Below are 20,602 nucleotides of genomic sequence, written 5' to 3'. Positions count from 1 at the left end.
ACCCGGCGAGGTCCGCGTCCGCCCTCGTCACACTCGTGCTCCGGTGAAGTACCGTGACTCGGCCAGGCGGTTGAGAACACCGATTCGGCCGCGGTTGGGAACCGACCGGACCGGGTGCCCGGTGATCCCCCAGTGCTGTAGCAGGGTGTTGGCCGCGGTCCAGCCGGTGGCCGCGGCGCGTTCCATGAGGGCGACTGGCAGATCGATGCGGATGCCGTCGCCCGCCAGTGCCAGTGCCGGGTCCGGTGTCGTCACTGTGGGGCGTCGCGCGAAGTCGCCGACGCCGAACAGCGGACAGTCTTGGCGCCACAGGTTGATCGCGCCGATCACGCCTGCCTCGCGCGTTTCCGGGTAGATCTCGTGCAGTCGTTCGTCCATGGCGCCTGCCAGGCTTTCCTGATCGGTTTCGGTGGCCGCGTAGGCGTGGAGTTCGACCACGGAGCCTTCGGTGTGCGCGGCCCAGCGCCGGGCTTCTCCCTCGAATCGATTTAGCAGGCTGATGTTGTCAAGGGGCGGGACGCTTCCGGTGCCGAGAAAAGGTGACCGGTCAGGGTGGACTGGGCGGTCGAGCCAGAGCCGTCGGATCAGGAAGGGGGGCGCCGTGCGCAGGGCGCCGACGGCGGTGCGCCAGGGAGCCGTGCCGAGTGTCGGTGACGCCGCGACGATCTTTCGCAGCCCGGTGACTTCGCAGGCGAGGACGACGGCGTCGAAGTGTTCGGTGCGGCCGGCTGCCTCGACGTCGAACCCGTCGGGGGTGCGCTCCAGCGCGCTCACCTCGGTACCGGTGCGGATCTCGACCCGCCTGTCGGCGAGATAGGCCGCCAGCGGATCCCACAGTGCCTGTGGGAAGGGCTCGGTCGGCACGTCGAAGACGAGACCTTCGCTGGAGCCCAAGAAATAGAGGTGGAACATGGTCGCCAATTCTGCGGCTGAGAGCTCGCTCGGGTCGGCGAAGAAGCTCCGCGAGAAGACTTCGAACGCGAGGTGCTGTGCTGCCGCCGGGAAGTTGATCGACTCCAGGAAGGACTTCGCATCCGTCTTGTCCAGCTCGTAGTACGTCTTCGGCACGCTGACCGTCGCCAAGGGCAGCGCGTCCCGGCCGCTGATCCGCAACAGGTCTCGCGGTGTGAAGGTCGGGCTGCGCCAGGCGAAGGCCAGCGCGTTCCAAGGCGGATTGCGGGGGAGCCCGGCGAAGGTGTCGGTTCGACCGTGCGCGTCGAGCAGTGGATAGTCGGTCAGCGGTGTGAGCCGTTCCAAGTGAGGATCGGTCCGGGTCAGCAGCGCGCGGAGATTGTAGTACTGACGGAAGAATGCGTGGAAGCCGCGGCTCATGGTGACGTCGGAGCCGTCCGGTAACCGCTCCCGCCAGCCGCCGACTCGACCGCCGAGATGGGTTTCACGTTCGAAGACGGTGACGGTGACGCCGCGTTCGGCCAGCCCGGTGGCCGCTGTGAGCCCGGCGATTCCCGCGCCCACCACCGCCGCGGTGGGACGTCGCCAGGTCTTTCCGGCGTCGGACAGGCCTGCCAGTGCCGGCCGGGTGACGATTCGAGGGTCGGTGCCCAGAGAGGGAGTCACGGTGTCTCCAGCGGATTGGTACCGAGGACGGTGTGCACGACACCGCGTTGCCAGCCAGGCATTGATTCGGTGCGGACATCGGTGAATCCCGCGTCGTACAGGCGCTGGGTCAGCGCCCCGATGCCGTCGAATTCCAGCACGCTGCGGCGAAGGTGCCGGTAGAGTGTCGCGTCGCCGGTGGTGACCTTCCCGAGCGGGATGATCACGCCCGCGCACACCACTTTCCAAATCCAGCGAGCACGCCGGGAATCCCGTACCGAGTACTCGTGCAGGGCGATTTGGCCACCCGGCTTCAGTAGCCCGCGCAGCCGCCGCAATTCGCCTGTGGGGTCCGCGAGATTACGGAGCAGGTACGCAGCCAGAAGGGCGTCGAAGGGTCCTTGGATGCCGGCGAGTTCCTTGACGGGCGTGTGCACGAACTCGACGTTGGCCGGCCAGGACTTGGCGCGAGCTCTTTTCAGCATCTCCCCGGACGCGTCGAACGCCGTGATCGCGGCGTCCGGCGCCACGGAGAGCAGTGCCGCTGTGGACGCGCCCGTGCCACAGCCGGCGTCCAGAAGGCGAAGCCCGCGCGTCTCGAAGGGAAGGTCGAGCCGCAGGGCGGAGAGCCGCAGATGTTCGTGGTAACCCGGATTCCTGGCGACCAGCCGGTCGTACCAGCGAGCCTCGGTGTCGAACGCCGAGGGGACGGTCGCACGGGGCAGACCGTCGCGCGCCATGCCGCTCACGCCTGCTCCTCTTCTCGTAGCCGGGCCCGTTCCCATAACAGCAGGACGGCGGTGACCAGTGCGTAGCCGAAAAGGAAGTCCTCGACCGGAATGTCCCAGGGAAACCGCCAACCCGTGAGGTGTTCGGGCGCGTACAGGACGATCGGTTCGGACAGTTTGGTCAGCCAGCCGTCGACCGGGATCTGGAAACCGGTGACGATGACGATCGTGATCCAGTACGGGAGCCGTCGGAACAACCCGGTCCGCAGCAGGACTAGTTCAGCGAACACGACCCCGGCGACCGCGACGACGACGGGCACGGTGTAGCCCCAGGGGATCATCGCCGGACCGCTTTCGCGCCGCGCCGCTGGAAGGCGGCGAGGGTGACCTGGACAATCTCGTAGGTCAGTACCCCGCAGATGGGGATCACGATGAAGAAGAGGATTTCTTCCAGAGGAATGGCGAAAGGCGCGCGAATTCCCGTGACCAGCTCGGGTGCGTAGCTCCAGACGCCGCCGGCGATCGCCACCGCGTCCCAGACCAGGAACACCGTGGCTACCGGAAGCAGCGCGCGGGCCAGCCGTCGCGGACGCCGGTACACCCGAGCACCTGCGAGTTCGAGCGGGAGCGTCACGATCACGCAGGCAGCCAAGACGAGCAGGTACTCCACTTTGCCCACGTCAGGCCACCGCCATCGGGGGAGCGGGCGCCGCATGCCGCTGTCGTGCCCACTGGGTGCGGGCGACGGCGCCGACGGCGACTGCGAGGCGGAGCCCGCGCGACACCGTGGCCCGGCCGGCGAAGACGTCGTGATCGGCGTCTTCGATCCGGTTCAGGATCCGGCCGTACAAGGTCGCCGCGGTACTCACGCACGGCCGTGAGATCGGATGCAGCATCGCGATCCCGGGCCTGGCTTCGGCGTAGATCCGTCGTGTTTCCGCGATCTGGTGCCGAATCGCGGCTCGCACCGCGGTATCCGCGCCGCCGTTGCTCGAGCACCAGCTCAGGCGGTCGCGGTCGACGCCGTGCGCGGACAGTTCGTCGGCGGGGAGGTAGACGCGGCCCCGTTCGAGGTCCTCGGCGACATCGCGCAGAAAGTTGGTCAGCTGGAAGGCCTTTCCCAGTGCGGCCGCGCGAGGAGCGGCTTCCTCGCGGCAGGACACTGTGCCGAGGACCGGGAGTACCTGAAGGCCGATCACCTCCGCCGAGCCGTGCACGTAGGTGTCGAGTTCGGCCCGCGTGGCGTAGCCGGTGACAGTGAGGTCCATCCGCATCGACGCGAAAAAGGCTTTGAAGTACGCCGGGGACAACGTGTATCGAGTCGCGGTGTCGATCACGGCTGTCAACAGGAGATCTTCGCTCTGGCCCGCACTTAGGTCGGCGAAGAAGCGATCCTCCACTGCGGACAACTGTGCGTCCAGAGTGTCCGGTGTGGCACCGGGCGCCGGCTCGTCGACGATGTCGTCCAGCCAGCGGGCAAACCCGTAGAGCGCGTGGATGGCCGGGCGCTGTGCCGGAGTCAGCAGCCGTGTCGCCAGGAAGTACGTACGGCCGTGCCGGGCGTTGAGCTCACGGCATCGGGCATAAGCGTCGCGAAGCGCGGGAGTGCCGATCCCGGCGGCATCGAGTTCTCGTCGTGTCATCGCGCGCCTTCTCTCGCCAGGTCGAAGGTTCGTGAGCGACCGCGTGTCACCCCGGTGATGCGGTCGGCGGCGAGCCGCCCGGAGATCAGCACTGTCGGCACGCCGACTCCGGGTACGGTCGCTCCTCCGGCGAGGACCACGTTCTCGGTACCACGCGGAAGGTTCTTCGGCCGGAACGGTCCGGTTTGGCCGAACGAGTGGGCATAGCTGAACGGTGTCCCGGCGACCAGTCCGCGCTCAGCCCACTCGGCGGGGCCGATGATCTCGGTGAACTCCGGTTCGAATCCGGGGAGCAGGCGTTTTCGGGCCAAGTCGAGGATTTCCGCGGCATAGGGCGCGGTTTCGATGCTCCAGTCGATGTTCCCGCGTTCGAGGTTGGGTACCGGGGCGAGGATGGAGTACAACTGCCGTCCCGGTGGCGCGAGTCCGGGATCGGTCGCGGTGGGCCGGGTGATCAGCAACGACGGGTCGGACATCCGGCGGCCGTCGGTGATGAGTTCGTCGAACGTCGTGTCCCACGCTCGCCCGAACGAGATCGTGTGGTGCGCCGTGTCTGTCTCGCGGGCGGGACCGCCCGCGTGCACGATCAGCGCGGACGGCGCGGGCCTCAGCGGGGCAGGCCGTCGCGGAGCGTGCCCCAGCAACCGATAGCTCTCGTGCAGCTCGGAAGTCAGGACTACGGCGTCGCACGGATGGCGCTCACCCGACACCGTTCGGACGGCCGAGATGCGGGGGCCGGTCCGTTCGAGCCCTTCCACCGCGTCGCCGTAGTGGAAGGTCACTCCGGCTGCCGCGGCGACCCTGGCGAGAGCGAGGGGGAGGGCGGCGACGCCACCGGGCGGGAAGTACACGCCGCCGACCGTGTCCATGTAAGAGATGACCGCGTAGAGGGCCAAGGCGCGCATCGGTGACTCGCCCGCGTACAGGGCTTGAAAGGTGAAGACACGCTTCAGACGCTCGTCGGAAAGGAACGCGCCGATCCTGGGTTCCAGTTTGCGGAAGCCGCCGAGCGCGAGCAGGCGGGCCAGTTCCGGCCGGACCATGCCCAGCGGGGAGTCGATGTTCCTGTCGATGAACCGGTCGAACTCGGCGCGATAGAGCCGCGTGAGCCAGTCGCGAAGCCGGAGATAACCGGCGGCCTCGGCCGACCCGGCGAACTCGCGGACCGCGTCCGCCATCGCCAGGCCGTCGGTGTGCACGGGGAGAGAACTACCGTCCGCGAACCGGGCCATGTAGGCGGGATCCAGACGGGTCAGCGGCAGCTCCGTGGCCAGCTCGGCACCGACGGCCCCGAAGGTGTCCTGAAGAATCGAGGGCATGGTCAGGACGGTGGGACCGGTGTCGAGCAGATAGCCGTCTCGGTCGATCCGGCCCGCCCGTCCGCCTGGCCCGTTGTCCCGTTCCAGGACGACGACCTCGCGTCCTCGACCCGCCAGGTGCAGCGCCGCGGCCAATCCCGAGAGTCCCGCTCCGACCACGACGACCCGGTTCGTCGGCCCCGGCACCGTCTTCACTGGTCTCGCTCCGTGCACCGGGCGGCGAGCACGGCGAGTACTTCCGCGGCGTGCCGCGGTACGACCGCCGGATCGATCACCGCGAGAGCCTTCTCGGCGCGCTCCCGAATCAGCTCTCCGAGGCGTTCTCGTGCCCCGGTCGCGACGATGAGCTCTCGCCAGCGCGAGACGGCAGCATCGTCCACAGTGGTCAGTTCGATGAGGTTCGTCAGCTCGGTTCGTTGCCCTCGGTCGGTCATAGTGGCTGCGAGCACGATCACGCTGGACGCCTTCCGGTCACGAAGATCCTGTCCCGCGGGTTTTCCGGTGATCGCCGGGTCGCCGAACACGCCGAGCAGGTCATCGCGGAACTGGAACGCCTCGCCGAGGAGACCGCCGTACTCCGCGAGCCCGGCGAGCACGGCCGGCCCGCATCCGGCCAGCGCCGCTCCGAATTCCAGGGGGCGCCGGACGGTGTAGTTGCCGGATTTGCGCCGCAGGACATCGAGAAGACCGTCCCAGCTGGGCAGGGAGCGCGCGTCGTTCACCAGATCGCCGAGCTGGCCGACGGCCAGTTCGGCCCTCATCAGGTCGTACACCGGCCAGCCCCGAGCCAGTGTTTGCGGATCCAGGCCGCTCTCCCGCAGCAACTGCTCCGACCAGACCAGGAACAGGTCACCGAACAGGGTCGCCGCCGATTCGCCGAACCGCGTCGCGGAACCGCTCCACCCCTGCTCGGCATGCCAGCGGGCGAACCGCACGTGCAGGGCGGGGCGTCGTCGCCGGACCGACGATCCGTCCATCACGTCGTCCTGCGCCAATGCGAAACAGTGCAGCAATTCCAAGCTGGACGCGGCACGGAGCGCGGCATCCGATTCCGGTCTGCCGCAACACCAGCCGACATGGGCGAACATCGGCCGCAGGCATTTACCGCCCGCCACGAACTCGGGTATCACGGTTTCCGCGAGTGCGCCTTCGCGATGACCCGAGAGATGTTCCGCCGCCCGCGCCGTGACGAAGTCGTGCGCCTCGGCGAGGCAACGCTCACCTACCCTGTCCAGCCACACGGCAGGTGACTCCTCCGCCGGCGCCACTCCCGCCGCCACGGTCACCGCCATCCGACCACCCTCCAGTTGCCGACCCATTCGATTCGCAACCGTTTCATACCTGGTGTAGCTTGTCCACTGGACCCGGTGATCCGTCGCACCTGGAGGACGTGTCGTCGACATGGCAAGGAAAGCGTCAGAAGGGCTGTTCGTCGTGGTGGTCGGCGCGGGTCGTTGACGAATCGAAAGTGACGTCCCGGTGAACGAGGGTGGTGTGGCCACCCGCCCGCCCTCGACGGGCCCGGTCTCGCCCCGCCGCCGGGTCAGGGCGCCCGCCGGGTGTGACAGGAATACATTCGTTAGTGTCGTCCCGATCATTTGGCAGTGTGTCGTGAAGACTTTTTTGTTGGCATGGTGGGAAAAAGTCTGTGTGGTGGTCGGCCAGGTCCATCGTCGCGTTGTGATGGTTACGCGGACTGCAGCATTCTCACGTTCCCTGACATTCCCCCGCGCGCTGGCCGCGTGGACCTTCGCAGCCGCGACCGTGCTCTGCCAGATTCTCTACTCGGTCACTGATCCAGGAGAGCGCACGCCGCTCACCATCCTGACAGTGGTCTGCTTCGCCTCGGCATCGCTCGCCGACGCCTGGGCACGTGCCGGGGTTCGCACGGTCGTGACGCTCGTCGTCGTGGCCGGAGGCGGCGGCTTGCTCGCCGAGATCACCGGTCTGCACACGGGCTTCCCATTCGGCCACTACCAGTACACCGATCTGCTTGGCTGGTCGGTCGCCGGCGTACCGGTCCTCATCCCACTGGCGTGGCTGATGATGGCTTGGCCCGCGCTCCTGGTCGGCCGAGCGCTGGCCGAACGACCGGCCGGCGTCGTCGTGGTGGCGGCCTGCGCCTTGGCGTCCTGGGATGTGTTCCTCGACCCGCAGATGGTGGACGAAGGCTACTGGACGTGGGTGTCGCCGGAGCCGTCTTTGCCCGGCGTCGTGGGGATCCCGCTGACCAACTTTCTGGGCTGGTTGCTCGTCGCCGCTATCATCCAGGCGGTATTGCATCTGTTGTCACCCCGAGCCGAAGATCCAGTGCCGAGCTTGGCCACCGGGCCTGCCCCGGTGATGTACCTGTGGACGTGGTTCTCGTCGATCTGGGCGCATCTCGCTTTCTTCGGCCGCCCGTGGGTGGCACTGGTCGGCGGCCTGACCATGGGAGCCTTGGCTGTGCCGTTCACCGTGCGCATCGTGCGGGGGTGGCTGTGGTCTCACTCGGCCGCCTGATCGTGCGGGCGGCGTCATCGGCCGCCGTCGCCGCGGCCGGGCACGCGGCCTACAACGCGCGCATCGTCCGGGTGCCACCGGAGAAACCGGACCGTTGTCCGGAGGCCGTCTCGATCCTGCTTCCTCTGCGGGATGAGGCTTCGCGTGTGGCGCCCGCTTTGAGGTCGTTGCTGGAACAGCAGGGGCTCGACGACGTCGAAATCCTGGTGCTGGACGACTGTTCGACCGACGGAACAGCGGAGGTCGTGCGGCAGGTCGCGGGCGAGGACCCGCGGGTTGCCGTGTTCACCGGAGTCGAACCGCCGGATAGGGTACTCGGCAAACCGCACGCGTGCCATCAACTCGCCGAGCGGGCCCGTGGCTCTGTCCTGGTGTGCGTCGACGCTGACGTCGTGCTCGCCCCGCACGCCGTCGCGGCGGCGGTTTCCCTGCTACGCGAGGCGCGTCTGGACGCCGTTTCGCCATTTCCCCGGCAGCGCGCGGACGGTGCCGGTGCTCGCCTGGTGCAGCCGTTGCTGCAGTGGTCATGGCTGGTGCTGTTGCCGTTGCGGCAGGCCGAGCGCTCGCCGCGGCCCTCGCTCACCGCCGCCAACGGCCAGTTCTTCCTGATCGACGCCGCGATGCTGCGCGAATGCGGTGGTTTCCTCGCGGTCGGCCATGAAGTCCTCGACGACATCGCGCTGATGCGGGCGGTCAAACGCGCTGGCGGACGCGGTGTGGTCGCGGACGGCAGCGGGGTCGCCGAATGTCATATGTACGAGACATGGCCGCAATTGCGCGACGGCTACGCCAAATCGCTCTGGTCGGCCACCGGATCGGCGCCCGGAGCCGTGGCGATCTCCGCCGCGCTGCTGGGGATTTGGGTCCTGCCCGCCGTCGCGGCCCTGACCGGATCCCGCGCCGGACTCGTCGGGTACGCCGCGGGCGTCGCCGGACGCGTGGTCACCGCACGCCGCACCCGAGGCCGGGTCTGGCCGGACAGCCTGGCTCACCCGGTCTCGATTCTCACCCTTGTCGGACTCATCGCCCGCTCGTGGTGGGCACGAAAGAATGGGCGAATCGCTTGGAAGAACCGCGCGCTGCGCCAGAAGGAGACCGGATGAGCGACGTCGTGGTGGTCGGTGGCGGTATGGGCGGACTCGCGGCCGCCGCCCGGCTCGCCGCGGCCGGTCATGTGGTGACCGTGCTCGAGCGGGCTCCGCGATGCGGGGGGAAGCTGGGAACCTTCAGCCGGGACGGCTTCACCTTCGATACCGGTCCGTCCTTGCTGACTCTGCCGGGTGTCTACCGCGAACTCTTCGCGGCGACGGGCACCGACCTCGACGAAGTGGTCGACGTCGTGCCGGTCGATCCTGCCTGCCAGTACCGTTTCGCGGACGGTACCGAACTGGCCATGCCCCACGACCGGGCTGAGGTGTCCCGCAGCCTGGATGACGCATTCGGTACCGGTGCCGGTGCGGAATGGACTTGTCTGATGCGGGAGGCGGAACACCTCTGGGACCTCGTCGGCGAACAAGTCCTCCGGCGTCCGCTGCGCGGCACCCGGGACCTGCTCCGGCACGCCACCGGCGTCCGCGACCTCCTCGCCATCGCACCGTGGCGCACCCTGCGCGGGCTCGGACGCCGCCGGTTGCGAGATCCGCGGGCACGGATGTTGCTCGACCGCTACGCCACCTATACGGGATCAGATCCCCGCAAGCTTCCGGCGGTCATGGCTGTCGTGCCCTACGTCGAGCAGGAGTTCGGCAGCTGGCACGTCCGTGGAGGGCTTCGCCGGCTCGGCGACGCGCTACTGGGCAGGCTCGCCGAACTCGGCGTCGAGATCCGGACCGGCGCCGAGGTCACCGCGATCGAGACGGGAGCGGGGGGAGTGAGCGGGGTACGTCTCGCCGACGGTGAACGCCTGGCGGCGAAGGCGGTGGTGTGCAACGCCGATGCCGCGCATCTTTACGGCCATCTTCTCGACGACCCGCGCGCCCGGGCGCCTCGCCGGGCGCTCCGGCAGGTTCAGCCGTCACTGGCCGGGTTCGTGCTGCTGCTCGCCCTACGCGGGGTGACGCCGTCTCCCCGCCACCACCGGGTGCTGTTCCCCGCGGACTACGACGCGGAGTTCGACGCCATCTTCGGCAAGAATCCGCACCCGGTGCCGGATCCTACGGTCTACATCTGCGCTCCCGACGATCCCGACCTGCACCCGCCGGACTGCGAATCGTGGTTCGTCCTGGTCAACGCCCCCCGGCACGACCCGGAGTCCGGAGTGGACTGGGCGGCGCCCGGGCTGGCCGAGAAATACGCGGATCGTGTCCTCGATGTCTTGGCCGAGCGCGGACTCGACGTCCGCGATCGCTTGCTATGGCGCGAAATTCGCACACCGGCCACACTGGAACACGAAGCCGGGGCGCCGGGCGGTTCGATCTACGGCTCTTCGTCGAACGGCCCTCGCGCGGCTCTCCTCCGGCCGGCCAATTTCAGCCCGATTCCCGGCCTCTACCTTGCCGGTGGCTCAGCCCATCCCGGCGGAGGTCTGCCGTTGGTCGCGATGTCAGCCGCGATCGTCGCCGGACTGATCGGCCCAGCGGTCCGGGAGACCGCGGGCCACGGCGATCGAGAGGTGAATCAGGCCGATGACTGACAACCCGGCCCACAGCACCGCGCACGTCTCCGCCCACTGCCAGCCCGTCCACGGTGTGCCGGCCGGAGCGAGCGCGACGCCCGTCACCGCGACTGCCGCCACGATCAGGCGCGTCGGACGTTCGGCGACCGTGATCGCCCCGGCGCCCCGCAGCCCCACGCCCTGGGCACGTGCCCGGAGAAATTCGTGCAACAGCAGGAGCATCGCCAGCCCGGCGCACCAGGCGAACGGTGCGCCGAGAACGAAAAGCACCGCGGCGAAACAGAGTTCGGTGACCCTGTCCGCGACCGCGTCCAGTACCGCGCCGGCCGGCCGCGCCCGGCCGGTGAGCAGTGCGACCGCCCCGTCCAGCCCGTCGAACACCCCGGTCGCGAGGAGTGCCACCAGTGCGAGCCACAGCCACCAGCCGTTCGCCGAGGCCAGGAACACCGCGGCCCCAGCGCTCAGGACCCCGCAGCCGGTGAGCACGTCCGGAGGCACCTTGAGGATCGGTCGGGCCAGCGTCTGCACCGCACGCAACCAGCGGACCGTCAATGCGCTTCCGGAAGCGTCGTGTGCGTGTAACCGCGACCAGCCCGCGACTCCGTCTTCAGCCGAAGCCGGTGCGCCGGAGTGAGTGGCGGAAGCGTCCGGCGCCGGACCGGAGTGGTGCTGAGCGACGTCAAGCACTCCTTGCAGGGGCGTGACCTGTCGCTCTGGGCCGCCGGCGTGACGTTCTTCGCCATACTGGCTGTGGTCCCGCTCGCGCTCGTCGCCTTGCGCGGAGCCGCTTTCGTCGTTTCGCCGGAGTTCGTCCTCCACGGCGTCTCCCGGTGGGGCGACGCGTTGCCGCCCACTCACGATCCGGGCGCCGCCCTGGACGCGCTCACCTCCGCCGCGCTGCGTAGCCCGTGGACCGCGCTGGTGGTGACCTTGCTTCCCGCCACCTTCTACGGCGAAGGATTGCTGCGCGGGTTCGCGCAGGTGTCCGGCCATTCGCCCGGGGCATTCGTCGGCTGGCGCGGGCGCCTGATGTTCGTCCCTGTTCTTCTGATCAGCCCGACTTTGGCGATCGTGCCGCTCGCCACCGCGGATGTCGTCGCCGACTTGTACACCGGGGGTGGCTGGTCGACGTTCTGGGGAATCACGGTGTCCTTTCATATCGACTGGCTGATCATCGCCGCCGTCACCGCGATCGTGTTCGTCGGTAGTGCGCCGCGCGGTGCGCGCCGCAGACCCCTGCTGCTCGGCGCCCTCGCGGTGGCCTCCTTCCTCGCGGGGTTCTTCCACGGCTTTCTCCTGTTCCTTGCCATCCCGCTCGACTGGAGCATCCCGTTCGGCGGCCTCACCGGGGTGGGCGTCCTCTCGGCACTCGTACTCTGGCTCTATCTCCTGCACGTGATGCTCCTGCTCGGTTTCCGGCTCACGCTGAGCGTGGAGCGCACCGACGCTGGAACGACGCTGATCGCGCAAGCCCCCGCACGCGAGAATCGATGCGAAAACACACAGTAGAGTCCGGAGTATTTCCAGCTCAGGGCACGTTTCGGAGCTGTGTACGTCAATTGTCCCACTGAAACGTTGCGCAAGCGATTTGTGCGACCGGAAATCGGATCGGCTCGATCGATCGCAGCCTCGAAGGCGCGGTGCGGACCGTACGCGCACATCGCTAGCGCCTGAGTGTTCGGCGGTCGACGGAGTATTGTTCTGTACGGGTACAGCAGCCACACACGCTATGACTTGTGGCGCAAAACCGGTTGATGCTCATGATGTTGCGCGATTCAGGCGGACGTTGACCGGTTGTCAGCCGCCCGGAGGGAGGCAAGGGGAAGCGGGCGTGCCGACAGGCGGTTTCCGTCCTGTGGAAACGTGGAGTTGATGGACGTCGACGAGATGAATCACCCTGCCGGACCCCGGGGTGCGGGCTCGTGGACCCCTGGCAAGGTTGCGGAATTGCTGGGCGTCTCACCGGTCACGCTCCGAACTTGGGGGACGCGCTACGGGGTTGGCCCCTCGCTTCGCGCGGATGGGCGCCATCGCCGGTACTCCGATGCCGACGTGCGCAGGCTTCAGCACATGCAGCGGCTCACCGATCGTGGCATGCGTGCCCGCGAGGCCGCTGCGGCGGCGTTCTCCGGCGATGAAGACGCGATCCCCGAGATCTCCGTGAAGCGACGAGCCGACGAGATCGAGACGGCCGCTGAGGAGCTCGAGTTCACGTCCTTGGCGGCGCTGTTGGACGAGACCCTCGACGCGCTCGGCCCCGCCGGGATGTGGGCAGGCGTGGTGGTCCCGGTCCTGCGCAACCTCGGAGGCCGTTGGTTGCGCGGCGACGTGTGCTTCGAGTCGGAATGGGCGTTGACCGCCGAAGTCTCGCTGGCGCTCCAGCGTTTCAGCGGCAGGTTCGCCAACACCGCCCCCGGCCGTATCGTGCTCCTTGCCTGCTGTCCGGAAGAGCGGCACAGCCTGCCGATGGAGGTTCTCCGGGCGTCGATGGCCGAAGTGGACATCCCTGCTGTGTTCCTCGGGCAGATGGCTTCCGCCGAAACCACGTTCGGGATGGCGTCGAAACTGGACCCGGTCTTGATTCTGTTGTGGTCGATGTCGGTCAACACCGCCGACGACATGCTGAGCCAGCGTCTGCAGCGCCGCGGGTTCGACGTCGCCCTGGCCGGTCCGGGGTGGAAGGAACGCAACGTCAACGACATCCCGTGGGTCAACGAGCTGACCGACGCGCTGGATCTTGTCGCCGAAAGCTTGAAAGCCTGAACCTCCTGGCCAAAGCGTTGCGCAATCGCTCCAAATATCAGAGGATGCTTGTCGTCGGTCGGCTCGGTCGATCGCACGGCAGGAGTGTGACTTGTGGACTTCAGGCGACAGGTGATCGAACGCTGGCCGGAGCGGTGGCCGGTCCAGCCGTTCCAGGAGCCGGCCTGGGTGCGGCAGGAACCGACTTACCGCGACTGCAGTCCCACCTTGATCGCCGGCGCCGTCAAACGCGCCGACGCGCGTCCCGCGGGCAACTGGTACGTCGTCGCGGCCAGCCGTGCGATTCGTGCGAACGAACCCCTCGGCCTCCGGGTCGGCACGCAGGAACTCGTGGCCTGGCGCGGCGAAGACGGACTCACGACGATCGGCCCCGGCGCGTGTCCCCATCTGGGCGCGCCCCTCGATCAGGCTCGCGTGCACTGCGGCGAATTGGTCTGCCGCTGGCACGGTCTGCGGGTCGGTCCTGAGCGGCCCGGTTGGACGCCTTTCCCGTCCTATGACGACGGCGTCCTCGTGTGGGCGCGGCTCGACCGGCTTGGAGGTGAAGCTCCCACCGAGCGGCCGTTCGTGGCGCCAAGGCCGGACGGAAATGCCATGATCGACGCTGTCGCCACCCTGACCGGGATCTGCGAACCGGAGGACGTCGTCGCCAATCGCCTCGATCCCTGGCACGGCGCTTGGTTCCACCCGTACTCGTTCGCTCGGCTGCGTGTTCTCTCGGCGCCGCAAGGAAACGACGTCGCCGAGGCGGACGACCGGTTTGTCGTCGAGGTGACCTTCCGGCTCGCGGGCAAGCTGGGCGTGCCGGTGATCGCTGAGTTCACCTGTCCCGAGCCGCGCACCGTGGTGATGACGATCGTCGAGGGTGAAGGTGCGGGAAGCGTGGTCGAGACCCACGCGACCCCGCTCGGTGCCGGCCACGACGGCCGCCCGCGCACCGCCGTGATCGAAGCGACGATCGCCGCGTCGGACCGGCCGGGATTCGCCAAGGCTACGCGGATCGCGCCGATGCTCCGGCCGCTGATGCGCCGCGCGTCCGCGCGGTTGTGGCGAGACGATCTCGCCTACGCGGAGCGGCGCTACGAGGTGCGTACCGCTTACCATTGACGTGAGGGCGAGGCACGGACGACGCCGTTCGGCGCGCCGTGGAGTCTGCGGTCGCGGTGGGCTCGTATCTGCGATCAGGGATTCCCGAATACAGCCGTAACGAAGTCGCCACACAGGGGCGGGACGCCGGATGCAGCATGTCGATACCTGCCGCGCTTCGCGGTAGATTCTCCGATTGATCGCGATCTGCTCGGTGAGGGCGCGGCGTACTCTCGGATCCAGCCGCCGTTGATATAGCTGGTCGCGAGGAACTCGACTTCGGGCCCAGTGCTGGTCTTCCTCGTCGAGCAGGTGGGTAGTCCGCACGCCCAACAGGAATCGGACACCAGAAAGTGGCCCTCGAGCAGTAGGTTCCGTCCAAGCAGTTCGGTGCCGGGCAGGTGGAAGGCGCTGAGGAAGTCAGAGGGGTGAACTCGTGATCAGGTATCGACGCCTGTGCCCGGGACCACACTCCGTCCGGAGCCGGTGGCCCTGGTCGTTCGACACCCAGCAGATGCCGGTGGCGATCGAAAGTTCACGCGGGTGCGAGGACCTTGTCGGGGTCGTAGTGGATCTCTCTGGTGCTGAGATCAGCGAGCACGGACAACGGGTCGACGCCGCCCCACTCGATTGACAAAGCTGGATGCAAGCCCGTCAAGTGCGACCGAGGGCCTGCTCGCGAGTGGGCGGCCAGTCTGAGCGCTGTCGCCACGACGAGCCGGCTGGGCGTCATCAGGGTTCGGTCTCGACGCGGTCCCGGTTTCCCGGCGGGCCTGGTCCAACGCCGCCACAGGCCGTGCGTGGGCCCGCCTGCTTCGATCGCGGAGTCACCGTCGACAAAGCCACCGACAGCCCGGCGCGTTCCGGTAGTTGCTCGAGCAGGACGTGCGGCTTCGAAACGACGTCACGGTAAGCGCGGTCTTCCCTCGCGGCTACCGGAGTAAGCGGCCGCGCGCATCGACGCCAGCCATTGCGGCACCAAACGCAACCCGGGCGGTTGGGCCGTCACCGGGTCGAAGGCGATGCCCGGTCTTTCGGTGTCGACGCGCGACAGGACGATCTCGGCGACTGGGCGCCACGATGCTCCGGCCTCAGCTACCTTCAGCCGTAGTCGCAGCGGACCGTCGTCCAGCGACCGGACCACATCGGCGATCGAAGCACGATCCACCGGCAGGTCGGCCACCTCGGCACCGAACCAGAGGTTTCGGTCATCGACGCGGTAGGGCATGAGGCTGCAGTACCGATCGCTGTTCCAGGAGCGTAGGGGCCAAGGCAGCATTCGGCCGATGCGGCGGCCGGGCATCGAGGTGGTGAGCAGGAGGTCCCAGTGCCGGGGTGAGGTGCCAAACCTCAGGGCCAGCCCCAGCGCGTCAGGCACGGCGCCCGGCATTCCCGCGCCTTTCGACATCCTGGCGAGCACGGGCCCAGGCCGAAGTGGAAGGGATTCGGTTGATACCGAGACAACCTCGCCCGCTAGCAGCACACCACGGGGATGAACGGCAGATGCGCGCCTGAGCGCCGCTAACAGACGAAACACCGACTTGATCGCAGTGGTCATACCGCGGTGTTCCCCCGCTGAGCATGACCCAATCGCGTGCCGCAAGCGGCGAAGGAGCCAATACGCGGTTGTACCGGTCGCTCACGGCCACCAGCCAGCTCGAAGACGGCCGAGGAGATCCACGCGCCCAGGGACAGTGACGATCAGCGGATGCGGCTGGCACGCAGCGAACCGCGATGCTACGGCGGCGACAGGAAAGTCGGCCGTACGAAAGGACTCAACGACACGAAGGAACTGACGGGTTTCATACGTCAGGACTACCCGAGTCCGCGTTGGCTGCACGCCGGGACATCAGCAGGCCGATCACCACGAGTGTGGCGCCGAGCGCGAGGAAACCGAGGTCGTACCCCAGCTGATCAGGCCCGGAGCGAACGTGGTGCACGCCGAGAATCAGATGGTCGACAGTGCCTTCGACGAGATTGAACACGCCCCACCCGACCGCTACGCCGCCCCAGAGGGTTCGCGAGGGCAGGCGGCGACCGCGATTGAGCGACGTGATACCGGCGATCACGAAGAGAAGGCACAGTAAATGGAACAACCCGTCGCCGACCATATTGAGGTGCAGGTTCTCCGCGGTGTCCGGTGGATACCAGCTCGACAACATGTGGTGCCAGTTCAAGATCTGGTGGGCGACGATGCCGTCGACGAATCCGCCGAGGCCCAGCCCCAGCAGTATCGCCGCCCGGCTCACCTGGCTCATCCCGCCGTCAGCTCGGTGACCGCAGGCGGCTGCGTAGTTCCGAGACGAATGACGCATCCGTAGAGGCCATGACCGCCAGGTCGATCTCTGGAAGGAGGGCGAGAGCCGACGGAAGCACACTGTCGAGGATCAAACCCACGGCGCACAGCACCACGTCAGAATCCGTCGCGTGCGCGGGCAGGGTGACCCGTTCACGCAGACAAGGACTGAGCAGAACGTCGAATGTTCCCGGTGCGCGACCCCGACAGCAGTACTCTGCCCGGTAGCGGAAATTCTCGACACGGTCTATCCGCCAGATGGCGTGGGCCGTCGGGCGACTCGGGGGAGTGATGACGTCCGGCATGGCAACCGTATACCCGGCCGGTGCCGGGATAAACGAACAACCCGGGCGAATCATGCCGGAATGATTATTTTCCGCGTCGAAGGGCGTCCCTGGATCTCAGCGCCGGTGAGGGGGACCCGCTGTCGTGCACGAAAAGCCGAGGCCGGTGTTTCGTCATACCAACTTGCTTCAGCGCGCGCAAAACGCAGAAGCTCATCGATGGTGTGTTCGGTGAGATATCGGTGACGATGCAGTACTTGTTCCAGGGCTGGAACTGCCGGATGGAGGGCAAGTACCAGGATTTGATCATGGATACGACGACCGAGGAGATCGGCGATCATCGGTGACGGTGGGGCGTTGGCCGCGGATTCGAACGGCAACCTGTCCACCACCACCCCCGGTGGTCAAGCCACTGCAGCCCCACCAATCAGCTCACCTCGATCACCTCACGACCCTGGTCGTGCTGGCTGTTGTCTGGCCCACCATTTCAGCCCCACCGTTCGTTTCGCTCAGCCCGTCAGTACGCCGGCGCCGGTAACGACACAATGAGCACAGCACTCCACAGGCGAGGAGACAGCCCCTTCCGCGCGGACTCCAGCCGGCACTTGCAGATATCGCCTGCGTGCCCACCAGCACATTGTGACGACAGGCGATAGTTGGCATGCGACGAGGCGGTTCCAGGTTCGATTGGACGCCGAGCAGTGACCGCGGCCGAGCGCTTCAGTTGCCAGCTCAGCGCGGTAGTGGGATGAGTCCTCCACTAATCTGGCCTGGAAGCTCCGACTGCCACGTCCGCTCGTGCCGATGAGCGGACGATGCTGCAGGAGAAGAGACGACGAACTGCCGGATTGCCGATCACCGGCGTGCCGGCCCCCGCCGGACAAAGCTGACCCCGCGTGCCCGAGAACACCGCGGCGGGGCCGGGCTGGCGATCGGACGGCTCGGCCTGCCTGTCGTTCAAGGCGCGTTGCTGAAGTCGCACCCCGCGACCACAGCGAATGTGCAGGACGGCCAGCTCTTGGAACCGGCCGGGCTCGGCGAGACCTGCGGCCGCGTCACCAAAGCCCGGCTCAACCCGCAAGCGGCCGACCCTGTCCATCAGCAGACAGCTCTGGACAGTGGTCGAGGACCGGCACCAGCTACCTCTGGACCCGGCACCACCCGTCGACCGGCGAGCGGCTGTCCCGACCGAGAGGCTGACTTACCGCCTCAAGTCCTGTCTGCGCTCATGTGCCGCAGGCAGCGTGCGAGAGAGGGTGACTGACGCGGGACGCGCACGGCTACTCCTCCTGGCCTCGTACCTCGAGCGTTCTCACCAGTATGGGAGGTCAAAGAGCCTCAGCCCAGAACGACACGGGGTTACAGCCGGGCATTCCAGGACGTGGGCGCTACTGCGCAACTCCGTCGGCGCTCGCACGAACCGCGCCTTCGTAGACTCGATCGTCTCGACCACCAGTTCGACCACCGCGCCGGTCCCCGGCCGTCCGGGAAGGAGTGGCAGCGTCTCATTGCGGCAGTTCCCTGAGCTGTTCCGGGAGGTGCACGTCCTCCGGCACCGAGTTCACCACCTCGTCGAGCAGTTCGGGCAGGCGCTTCGACAGCTTGCCGATGCCGTCGGAGAGGGCTTCGCACGTCGCGCGCGCCTGTTTGAAGTACCAGTGGAGGATGTCCACGCACGAGCTGGACTGTTCGGTGGGAATCGTGATCTCCTCGGGGTCCTGGCGGCTCTTCGCCACTGACTCGAGCTTCGAGGCCACCATGGAGGCCACCGCGATACCGAAGGAAAGCGCGTACGGCATAGCGGGGATGAATCCCGCCAAGGTCAGCAGCACTCCTAAGGTCTTGATGAGGTCGATCGGGGAGGCGTCCAGGTTGCGGATCGCTGCGTCCGCCTGGCCCATGATCCCGTCCAGCTGCTTCCTGGCCGACTTGACGAGAGCGGCGTAGGCCACCAGGGTTGCGCCGAACTCCGCGTGCATCGGCCCCCGGACGTGGATCAGGAAGTTCATCAGCTGAGTGAACTTGTTCAGCGCGGCGACCTGTCCGGGGCCTTCCCACACCGCCTCGGTCAGCACCTGTATTGCGCTGTTGAGCTCGGCGAAGTCGGCGAGGGCTTCCTTGACGTCCTGTGATGCCGAGCCCGTGTCGGCACCCTTGTCGAACGCGAGGTTGTAGAACGCCCAATCGATGGGCGGCGAGTAGGCGTCGGGACCGGCATACCCCGAGTCGCTCATCAGGACGTGCTGCCCGGACAGCACTTCGGCGAATGCCATGAAGTGCTCCGGCGTCGTGCCGAGGTGCTCGATCACCGAGGAGACGTACTGCGGCTTGGTCATCGCATTCAGGTATTCGTCGGGAGTCGCCACGGGGATCGAAGACGCACCGTAATCGTGACCAGGGACGCCGCGGTTGTGGAATTCGTACTTCACCTCGTAGAGGGTGCCGATGCACGGGATCCACGCGTAGACGTTGGAGCTGTTCGCCAGCGCCTCAAGACAGGCGGCGAACCCGGCGGCGTGCGGCATTTCGCCGGTGTCCACTTCGGCCAGCAATCTGCTCGACTCATCGGCAGGCGGCGGCCATTCGTTCACCATTATCCCCCCAAGGTGTGGCTACGGCATCCTGCCGAGGATGGATTCGAGTGTCGTGCGCGCGGCGTCGTCGGCCTCCGAATACATCGCGATGGCCTGCTTCAGTGCTGCACCGTGCTCGTTGATGAGGTCAACGAACCGTTGTTCGAGCACAAGCATTCTGCTGAACTGATTGTCCCACTCGCGGCCGAAGGCCTGATAACTCCGTTGGTACTGACCTGTCTCACCCGCGTGTCCCCTGAAGAAGGCGTCGTCGAGCGCGCCGGGCAAGGCCGCCAACCTGTCGGTCTTGGCCTGAAAGTAGGCCTTCACCTCGAGCAGCTTCTGCCGCGCTTCTTCCATGCTGACCACATCGGCGGTGAAACCGCCTCTCGTGTGTTCGTCAGACGTGTCCGGATCCATGGAACCACCTCCCCAGGCATTTTGGCGATGATAGCGCCCCGACCCCGCGCAGACGCTAAATCGGTCAAAAAGGCAACCTGCACACCGCGATAACGACACGGGCAGCGCAGCCCATGCCATGGCGCCACCGCCGGCACCGACCTCGCGAAGACCGTCGCCGAGATCAGATCCTGGTGCAGCAGCTGCGGGCACCACTGCGCGGTCCAAGAGGCGATGTCCGATGCGTACCACCACCCCCGAGTGCAGCCGCAACGCCCACACGGACTCCTGCGGGCTGGAGCTGATCCTTTCAAGCGATTTGCAACAATTGCTCTCCGGGGTCGATCGTCAAATCATCGGTCGCGGTCCAGCTCTCGTTTCCCAGCCGGGTTGAACTCTCAGCTGGACTGAGGGGACGAGCATCCCGAGGCGCGCCCGTATGGCCGGTCGGCACTGTCGATTGAAGGGTTCTACCGCCACCAAACCTCGCTCGGGATCAACGAGGAGTTGGGCAGGTTCCATCGTGGCGGTGGATGGTATTCCGCCTGTCGGCAAGGAAGGTGACCTTGACGTTAGGCGGCAGGGCTGCATGTCAAACTCGTGAAGATCCGCCAGTGTCGAGTCGAACGGGTGCCAATGTGCATGGCGCTCTGAGCTATCTCGGCCGTTGCTGGAAAGTTCCTGCCGAACAGACGACCTCGGCGGCCTTAGCCTCGATCTTGCACATGGGACTGTGGAGTAGGGCGAGTTTGTTGCGGTGGCGGGGTTTGGTCGAAATTCGTTGTGTGGGCAGGGTTGTTGGCCGACTGTCGTGTCGGCGGGCGGGTTCCGAGGGTTC

General features: G+C 67.1%; 18 protein-coding genes and 1 pseudogene. 7 read left to right on the top strand and 12 right to left on the bottom strand.

Annotation, left to right across the window (positions count from 1 at the left end):
* Positions 1–27: 27 nt before the first annotated feature.
* The 7 genes from ACM6LU_RS36155 to ACM6LU_RS36125 are packed head-to-tail and all read right to left on the bottom strand — an operon-like array spanning position 28 to position 6,539.
* A complete protein-coding gene (locus tag ACM6LU_RS36155) occupies positions 28–1,578 on the bottom strand; it encodes an FAD-dependent oxidoreductase (protein WP_414942358.1) in 1,551 nt (516 codons plus the stop codon).
* Positions 1,575–2,297, bottom strand: a complete 723-nt coding sequence (locus tag ACM6LU_RS36150; protein WP_414942427.1) for a class I SAM-dependent methyltransferase — start codon at positions 2,295–2,297, stop codon at positions 1,575–1,577. Before ACM6LU_RS36150 ends, ACM6LU_RS36155 begins: the two co-directional genes overlap by 4 nt.
* 5 nt (positions 2,298–2,302) lie before the next feature.
* Positions 2,303–2,626 carry a lycopene cyclase domain-containing protein gene (locus tag ACM6LU_RS36145; RefSeq protein ID WP_414942357.1) on the bottom strand — a complete coding sequence of 108 codons (324 nt, stop codon included), beginning with the start codon at positions 2,624–2,626 and terminating at the stop codon, positions 2,303–2,305.
* Positions 2,623–2,964, bottom strand: coding sequence for a lycopene cyclase domain-containing protein (locus tag ACM6LU_RS36140; RefSeq protein WP_414942356.1), 342 nt, complete (start codon positions 2,962–2,964; stop codon positions 2,623–2,625). The genes ACM6LU_RS36145 and ACM6LU_RS36140 overlap by 4 nt, the downstream gene beginning before the upstream one ends.
* A gap of 1 nt (position 2,965) precedes the next feature.
* Complete coding sequence (locus ACM6LU_RS36135; protein WP_414942355.1) at positions 2,966–3,928, bottom strand: phytoene/squalene synthase family protein; 963 nt, start codon at positions 3,926–3,928, stop codon at positions 2,966–2,968.
* Positions 3,925–5,442 carry a phytoene desaturase family protein gene (crtI, locus tag ACM6LU_RS36130; RefSeq protein WP_414942354.1) on the bottom strand — a complete coding sequence of 506 codons (1,518 nt, stop codon included), beginning with the start codon at positions 5,440–5,442 and terminating at the stop codon, positions 3,925–3,927. Before crtI ends, ACM6LU_RS36135 begins: the two co-directional genes overlap by 4 nt.
* The gene (locus ACM6LU_RS36125) at positions 5,439–6,539 is read right to left on the bottom strand and encodes a polyprenyl synthetase family protein (protein WP_414942353.1); all 1,101 of its coding nucleotides are present in this window, start codon (positions 6,537–6,539) and stop codon (positions 5,439–5,441) included. The genes crtI and ACM6LU_RS36125 overlap by 4 nt, the downstream gene beginning before the upstream one ends.
* Positions 6,540–6,858: 319 nt before the next feature.
* On the opposite strand from ACM6LU_RS36125, the gene ACM6LU_RS36120 reads away from it, so the two are divergent.
* From ACM6LU_RS36120 to ACM6LU_RS36110, 3 genes are read left to right on the top strand one after another with little or no spacing between them, the layout of a single operon-like run.
* A complete protein-coding gene (locus ACM6LU_RS36120; RefSeq protein WP_414942352.1) occupies positions 6,859–7,749 on the top strand; it encodes a carotenoid biosynthesis protein in 891 nt (296 codons plus the stop codon).
* Positions 7,722–8,852: a glycosyltransferase gene (locus ACM6LU_RS36115; RefSeq protein WP_414942351.1), complete on the top strand. Its 1,131-nt coding sequence runs from the start codon at positions 7,722–7,724 to the stop codon at positions 8,850–8,852. The genes ACM6LU_RS36120 and ACM6LU_RS36115 overlap by 28 nt, the downstream gene beginning before the upstream one ends.
* Positions 8,849–10,381, top strand: a complete 1,533-nt coding sequence (locus ACM6LU_RS36110; RefSeq protein WP_414942350.1) for a phytoene desaturase family protein — start codon at positions 8,849–8,851, stop codon at positions 10,379–10,381. Before ACM6LU_RS36115 ends, ACM6LU_RS36110 begins: the two co-directional genes overlap by 4 nt.
* Here the strand turns inward: ACM6LU_RS36110 and ACM6LU_RS36105 are convergent.
* Positions 10,292–10,891: a CDP-alcohol phosphatidyltransferase family protein gene (locus ACM6LU_RS36105; RefSeq protein ID WP_414942426.1), complete on the bottom strand. Its 600-nt coding sequence runs from the start codon at positions 10,889–10,891 to the stop codon at positions 10,292–10,294. The two genes, ACM6LU_RS36110 and ACM6LU_RS36105, sit on opposite strands and share 90 nt — an antisense overlap.
* A gap of 102 nt (positions 10,892–10,993) precedes the next feature.
* Between ACM6LU_RS36105 and ACM6LU_RS36100 the strand changes: the two genes are divergently transcribed.
* The 3 genes from ACM6LU_RS36100 (at position 10,994) to ACM6LU_RS36090 (ending at position 14,233) form a co-directional block, all read left to right on the top strand.
* Positions 10,994–11,872, top strand: a complete 879-nt coding sequence (locus ACM6LU_RS36100) for a YhjD/YihY/BrkB family envelope integrity protein (protein ID WP_414942349.1) — start codon at positions 10,994–10,996, stop codon at positions 11,870–11,872.
* Positions 11,873–12,235: 363 nt separating this feature from the next.
* Complete coding sequence (locus tag ACM6LU_RS36095; RefSeq protein WP_414942425.1) at positions 12,236–13,126, top strand: MerR family transcriptional regulator; 891 nt, start codon at positions 12,236–12,238, stop codon at positions 13,124–13,126.
* Between the two features lie 93 nt (positions 13,127–13,219).
* Positions 13,220–14,233, top strand: coding sequence for a DUF5914 domain-containing protein (locus ACM6LU_RS36090; protein WP_414942348.1), 1,014 nt, complete (start codon positions 13,220–13,222; stop codon positions 14,231–14,233).
* Between the two features lie 883 nt (positions 14,234–15,116).
* On the opposite strand, the gene ACM6LU_RS36085 is transcribed toward ACM6LU_RS36090, so the two are convergent.
* Together ACM6LU_RS36085 and ACM6LU_RS36080 are read right to left on the bottom strand one after the other, a co-directional pair.
* Positions 15,117–15,770, bottom strand: a complete 654-nt coding sequence (locus tag ACM6LU_RS36085; protein WP_414942347.1) for a hypothetical protein — start codon at positions 15,768–15,770, stop codon at positions 15,117–15,119.
* Between the two features lie 244 nt (positions 15,771–16,014).
* Positions 16,015–16,470, bottom strand: coding sequence for a DUF2243 domain-containing protein (locus tag ACM6LU_RS36080; protein WP_414942346.1), 456 nt, complete (start codon positions 16,468–16,470; stop codon positions 16,015–16,017).
* A gap of 462 nt (positions 16,471–16,932) precedes the next feature.
* On the opposite strand from ACM6LU_RS36080, the pseudogene ACM6LU_RS36075 reads away from it, so the two are divergent.
* Positions 16,933–17,127: pseudogene (locus ACM6LU_RS36075) on the top strand (manganese catalase family protein); the annotation flags it as partial.
* 1,170 nt (positions 17,128–18,297) lie between these two features.
* On the opposite strand, the gene ACM6LU_RS36070 reads toward ACM6LU_RS36075, so the two are convergent.
* Complete coding sequence (locus ACM6LU_RS36070) at positions 18,298–19,383, bottom strand: hypothetical protein (RefSeq protein ID WP_414942345.1); 1,086 nt, start codon at positions 19,381–19,383, stop codon at positions 18,298–18,300.
* Positions 19,384–19,404: 21 nt separating this feature from the next.
* Positions 19,405–19,785: a hypothetical protein gene (locus ACM6LU_RS36065; protein ID WP_414942344.1), complete on the bottom strand. Its 381-nt coding sequence runs from the start codon at positions 19,783–19,785 to the stop codon at positions 19,405–19,407.
* Positions 19,786–20,602: the final 817 nt, after the last annotated feature.

Source organism: Amycolatopsis sp. cmx-11-51 (assembly GCF_047608665.1).
GTDB lineage: Bacteria > Actinomycetota > Actinomycetes > Mycobacteriales > Pseudonocardiaceae > Amycolatopsis.
This window is presented reverse-complemented; position numbering and strand designations above follow the sequence as displayed.

Bases quoted from the DNA above. Each gene is read 5' to 3' on its own strand.
- ACM6LU_RS36150 (WP_414942427.1), bottom strand. From the start codon at position 2,297: ATGGCGCGCGACGGTCTGCCCCGTGCGACCGTCCCCTCGGCGTTCGAC.
- ACM6LU_RS36145 (WP_414942357.1), bottom strand. From the start codon at position 2,626: ATGATCCCCTGGGGCTACACCGTGCCCGTCGTCGTCGCGGTCGCCGGG.
- ACM6LU_RS36135 (WP_414942355.1), bottom strand. From the start codon at position 3,928: ATGACACGACGAGAACTCGATGCCGCCGGGATCGGCACTCCCGCGCTT.
- ACM6LU_RS36125 (WP_414942353.1), bottom strand. From the start codon at position 6,539: ATGGCGGTGACCGTGGCGGCGGGAGTGGCGCCGGCGGAGGAGTCACCT.
- ACM6LU_RS36110 (WP_414942350.1), top strand. From the start codon at position 8,849: ATGAGCGACGTCGTGGTGGTCGGTGGCGGTATGGGCGGACTCGCGGCC.
- ACM6LU_RS36095 (WP_414942425.1), top strand. From the start codon at position 12,236: ATGGACGTCGACGAGATGAATCACCCTGCCGGACCCCGGGGTGCGGGC.
- ACM6LU_RS36085 (WP_414942347.1), bottom strand. From the start codon at position 15,770: ATGACCACTGCGATCAAGTCGGTGTTTCGTCTGTTAGCGGCGCTCAGG.
- ACM6LU_RS36080 (WP_414942346.1), bottom strand. From the start codon at position 16,470: ATGAGCCAGGTGAGCCGGGCGGCGATACTGCTGGGGCTGGGCCTCGGC.
- ACM6LU_RS36065 (WP_414942344.1), bottom strand. From the start codon at position 19,785: ATGGATCCGGACACGTCTGACGAACACACGAGAGGCGGTTTCACCGCC.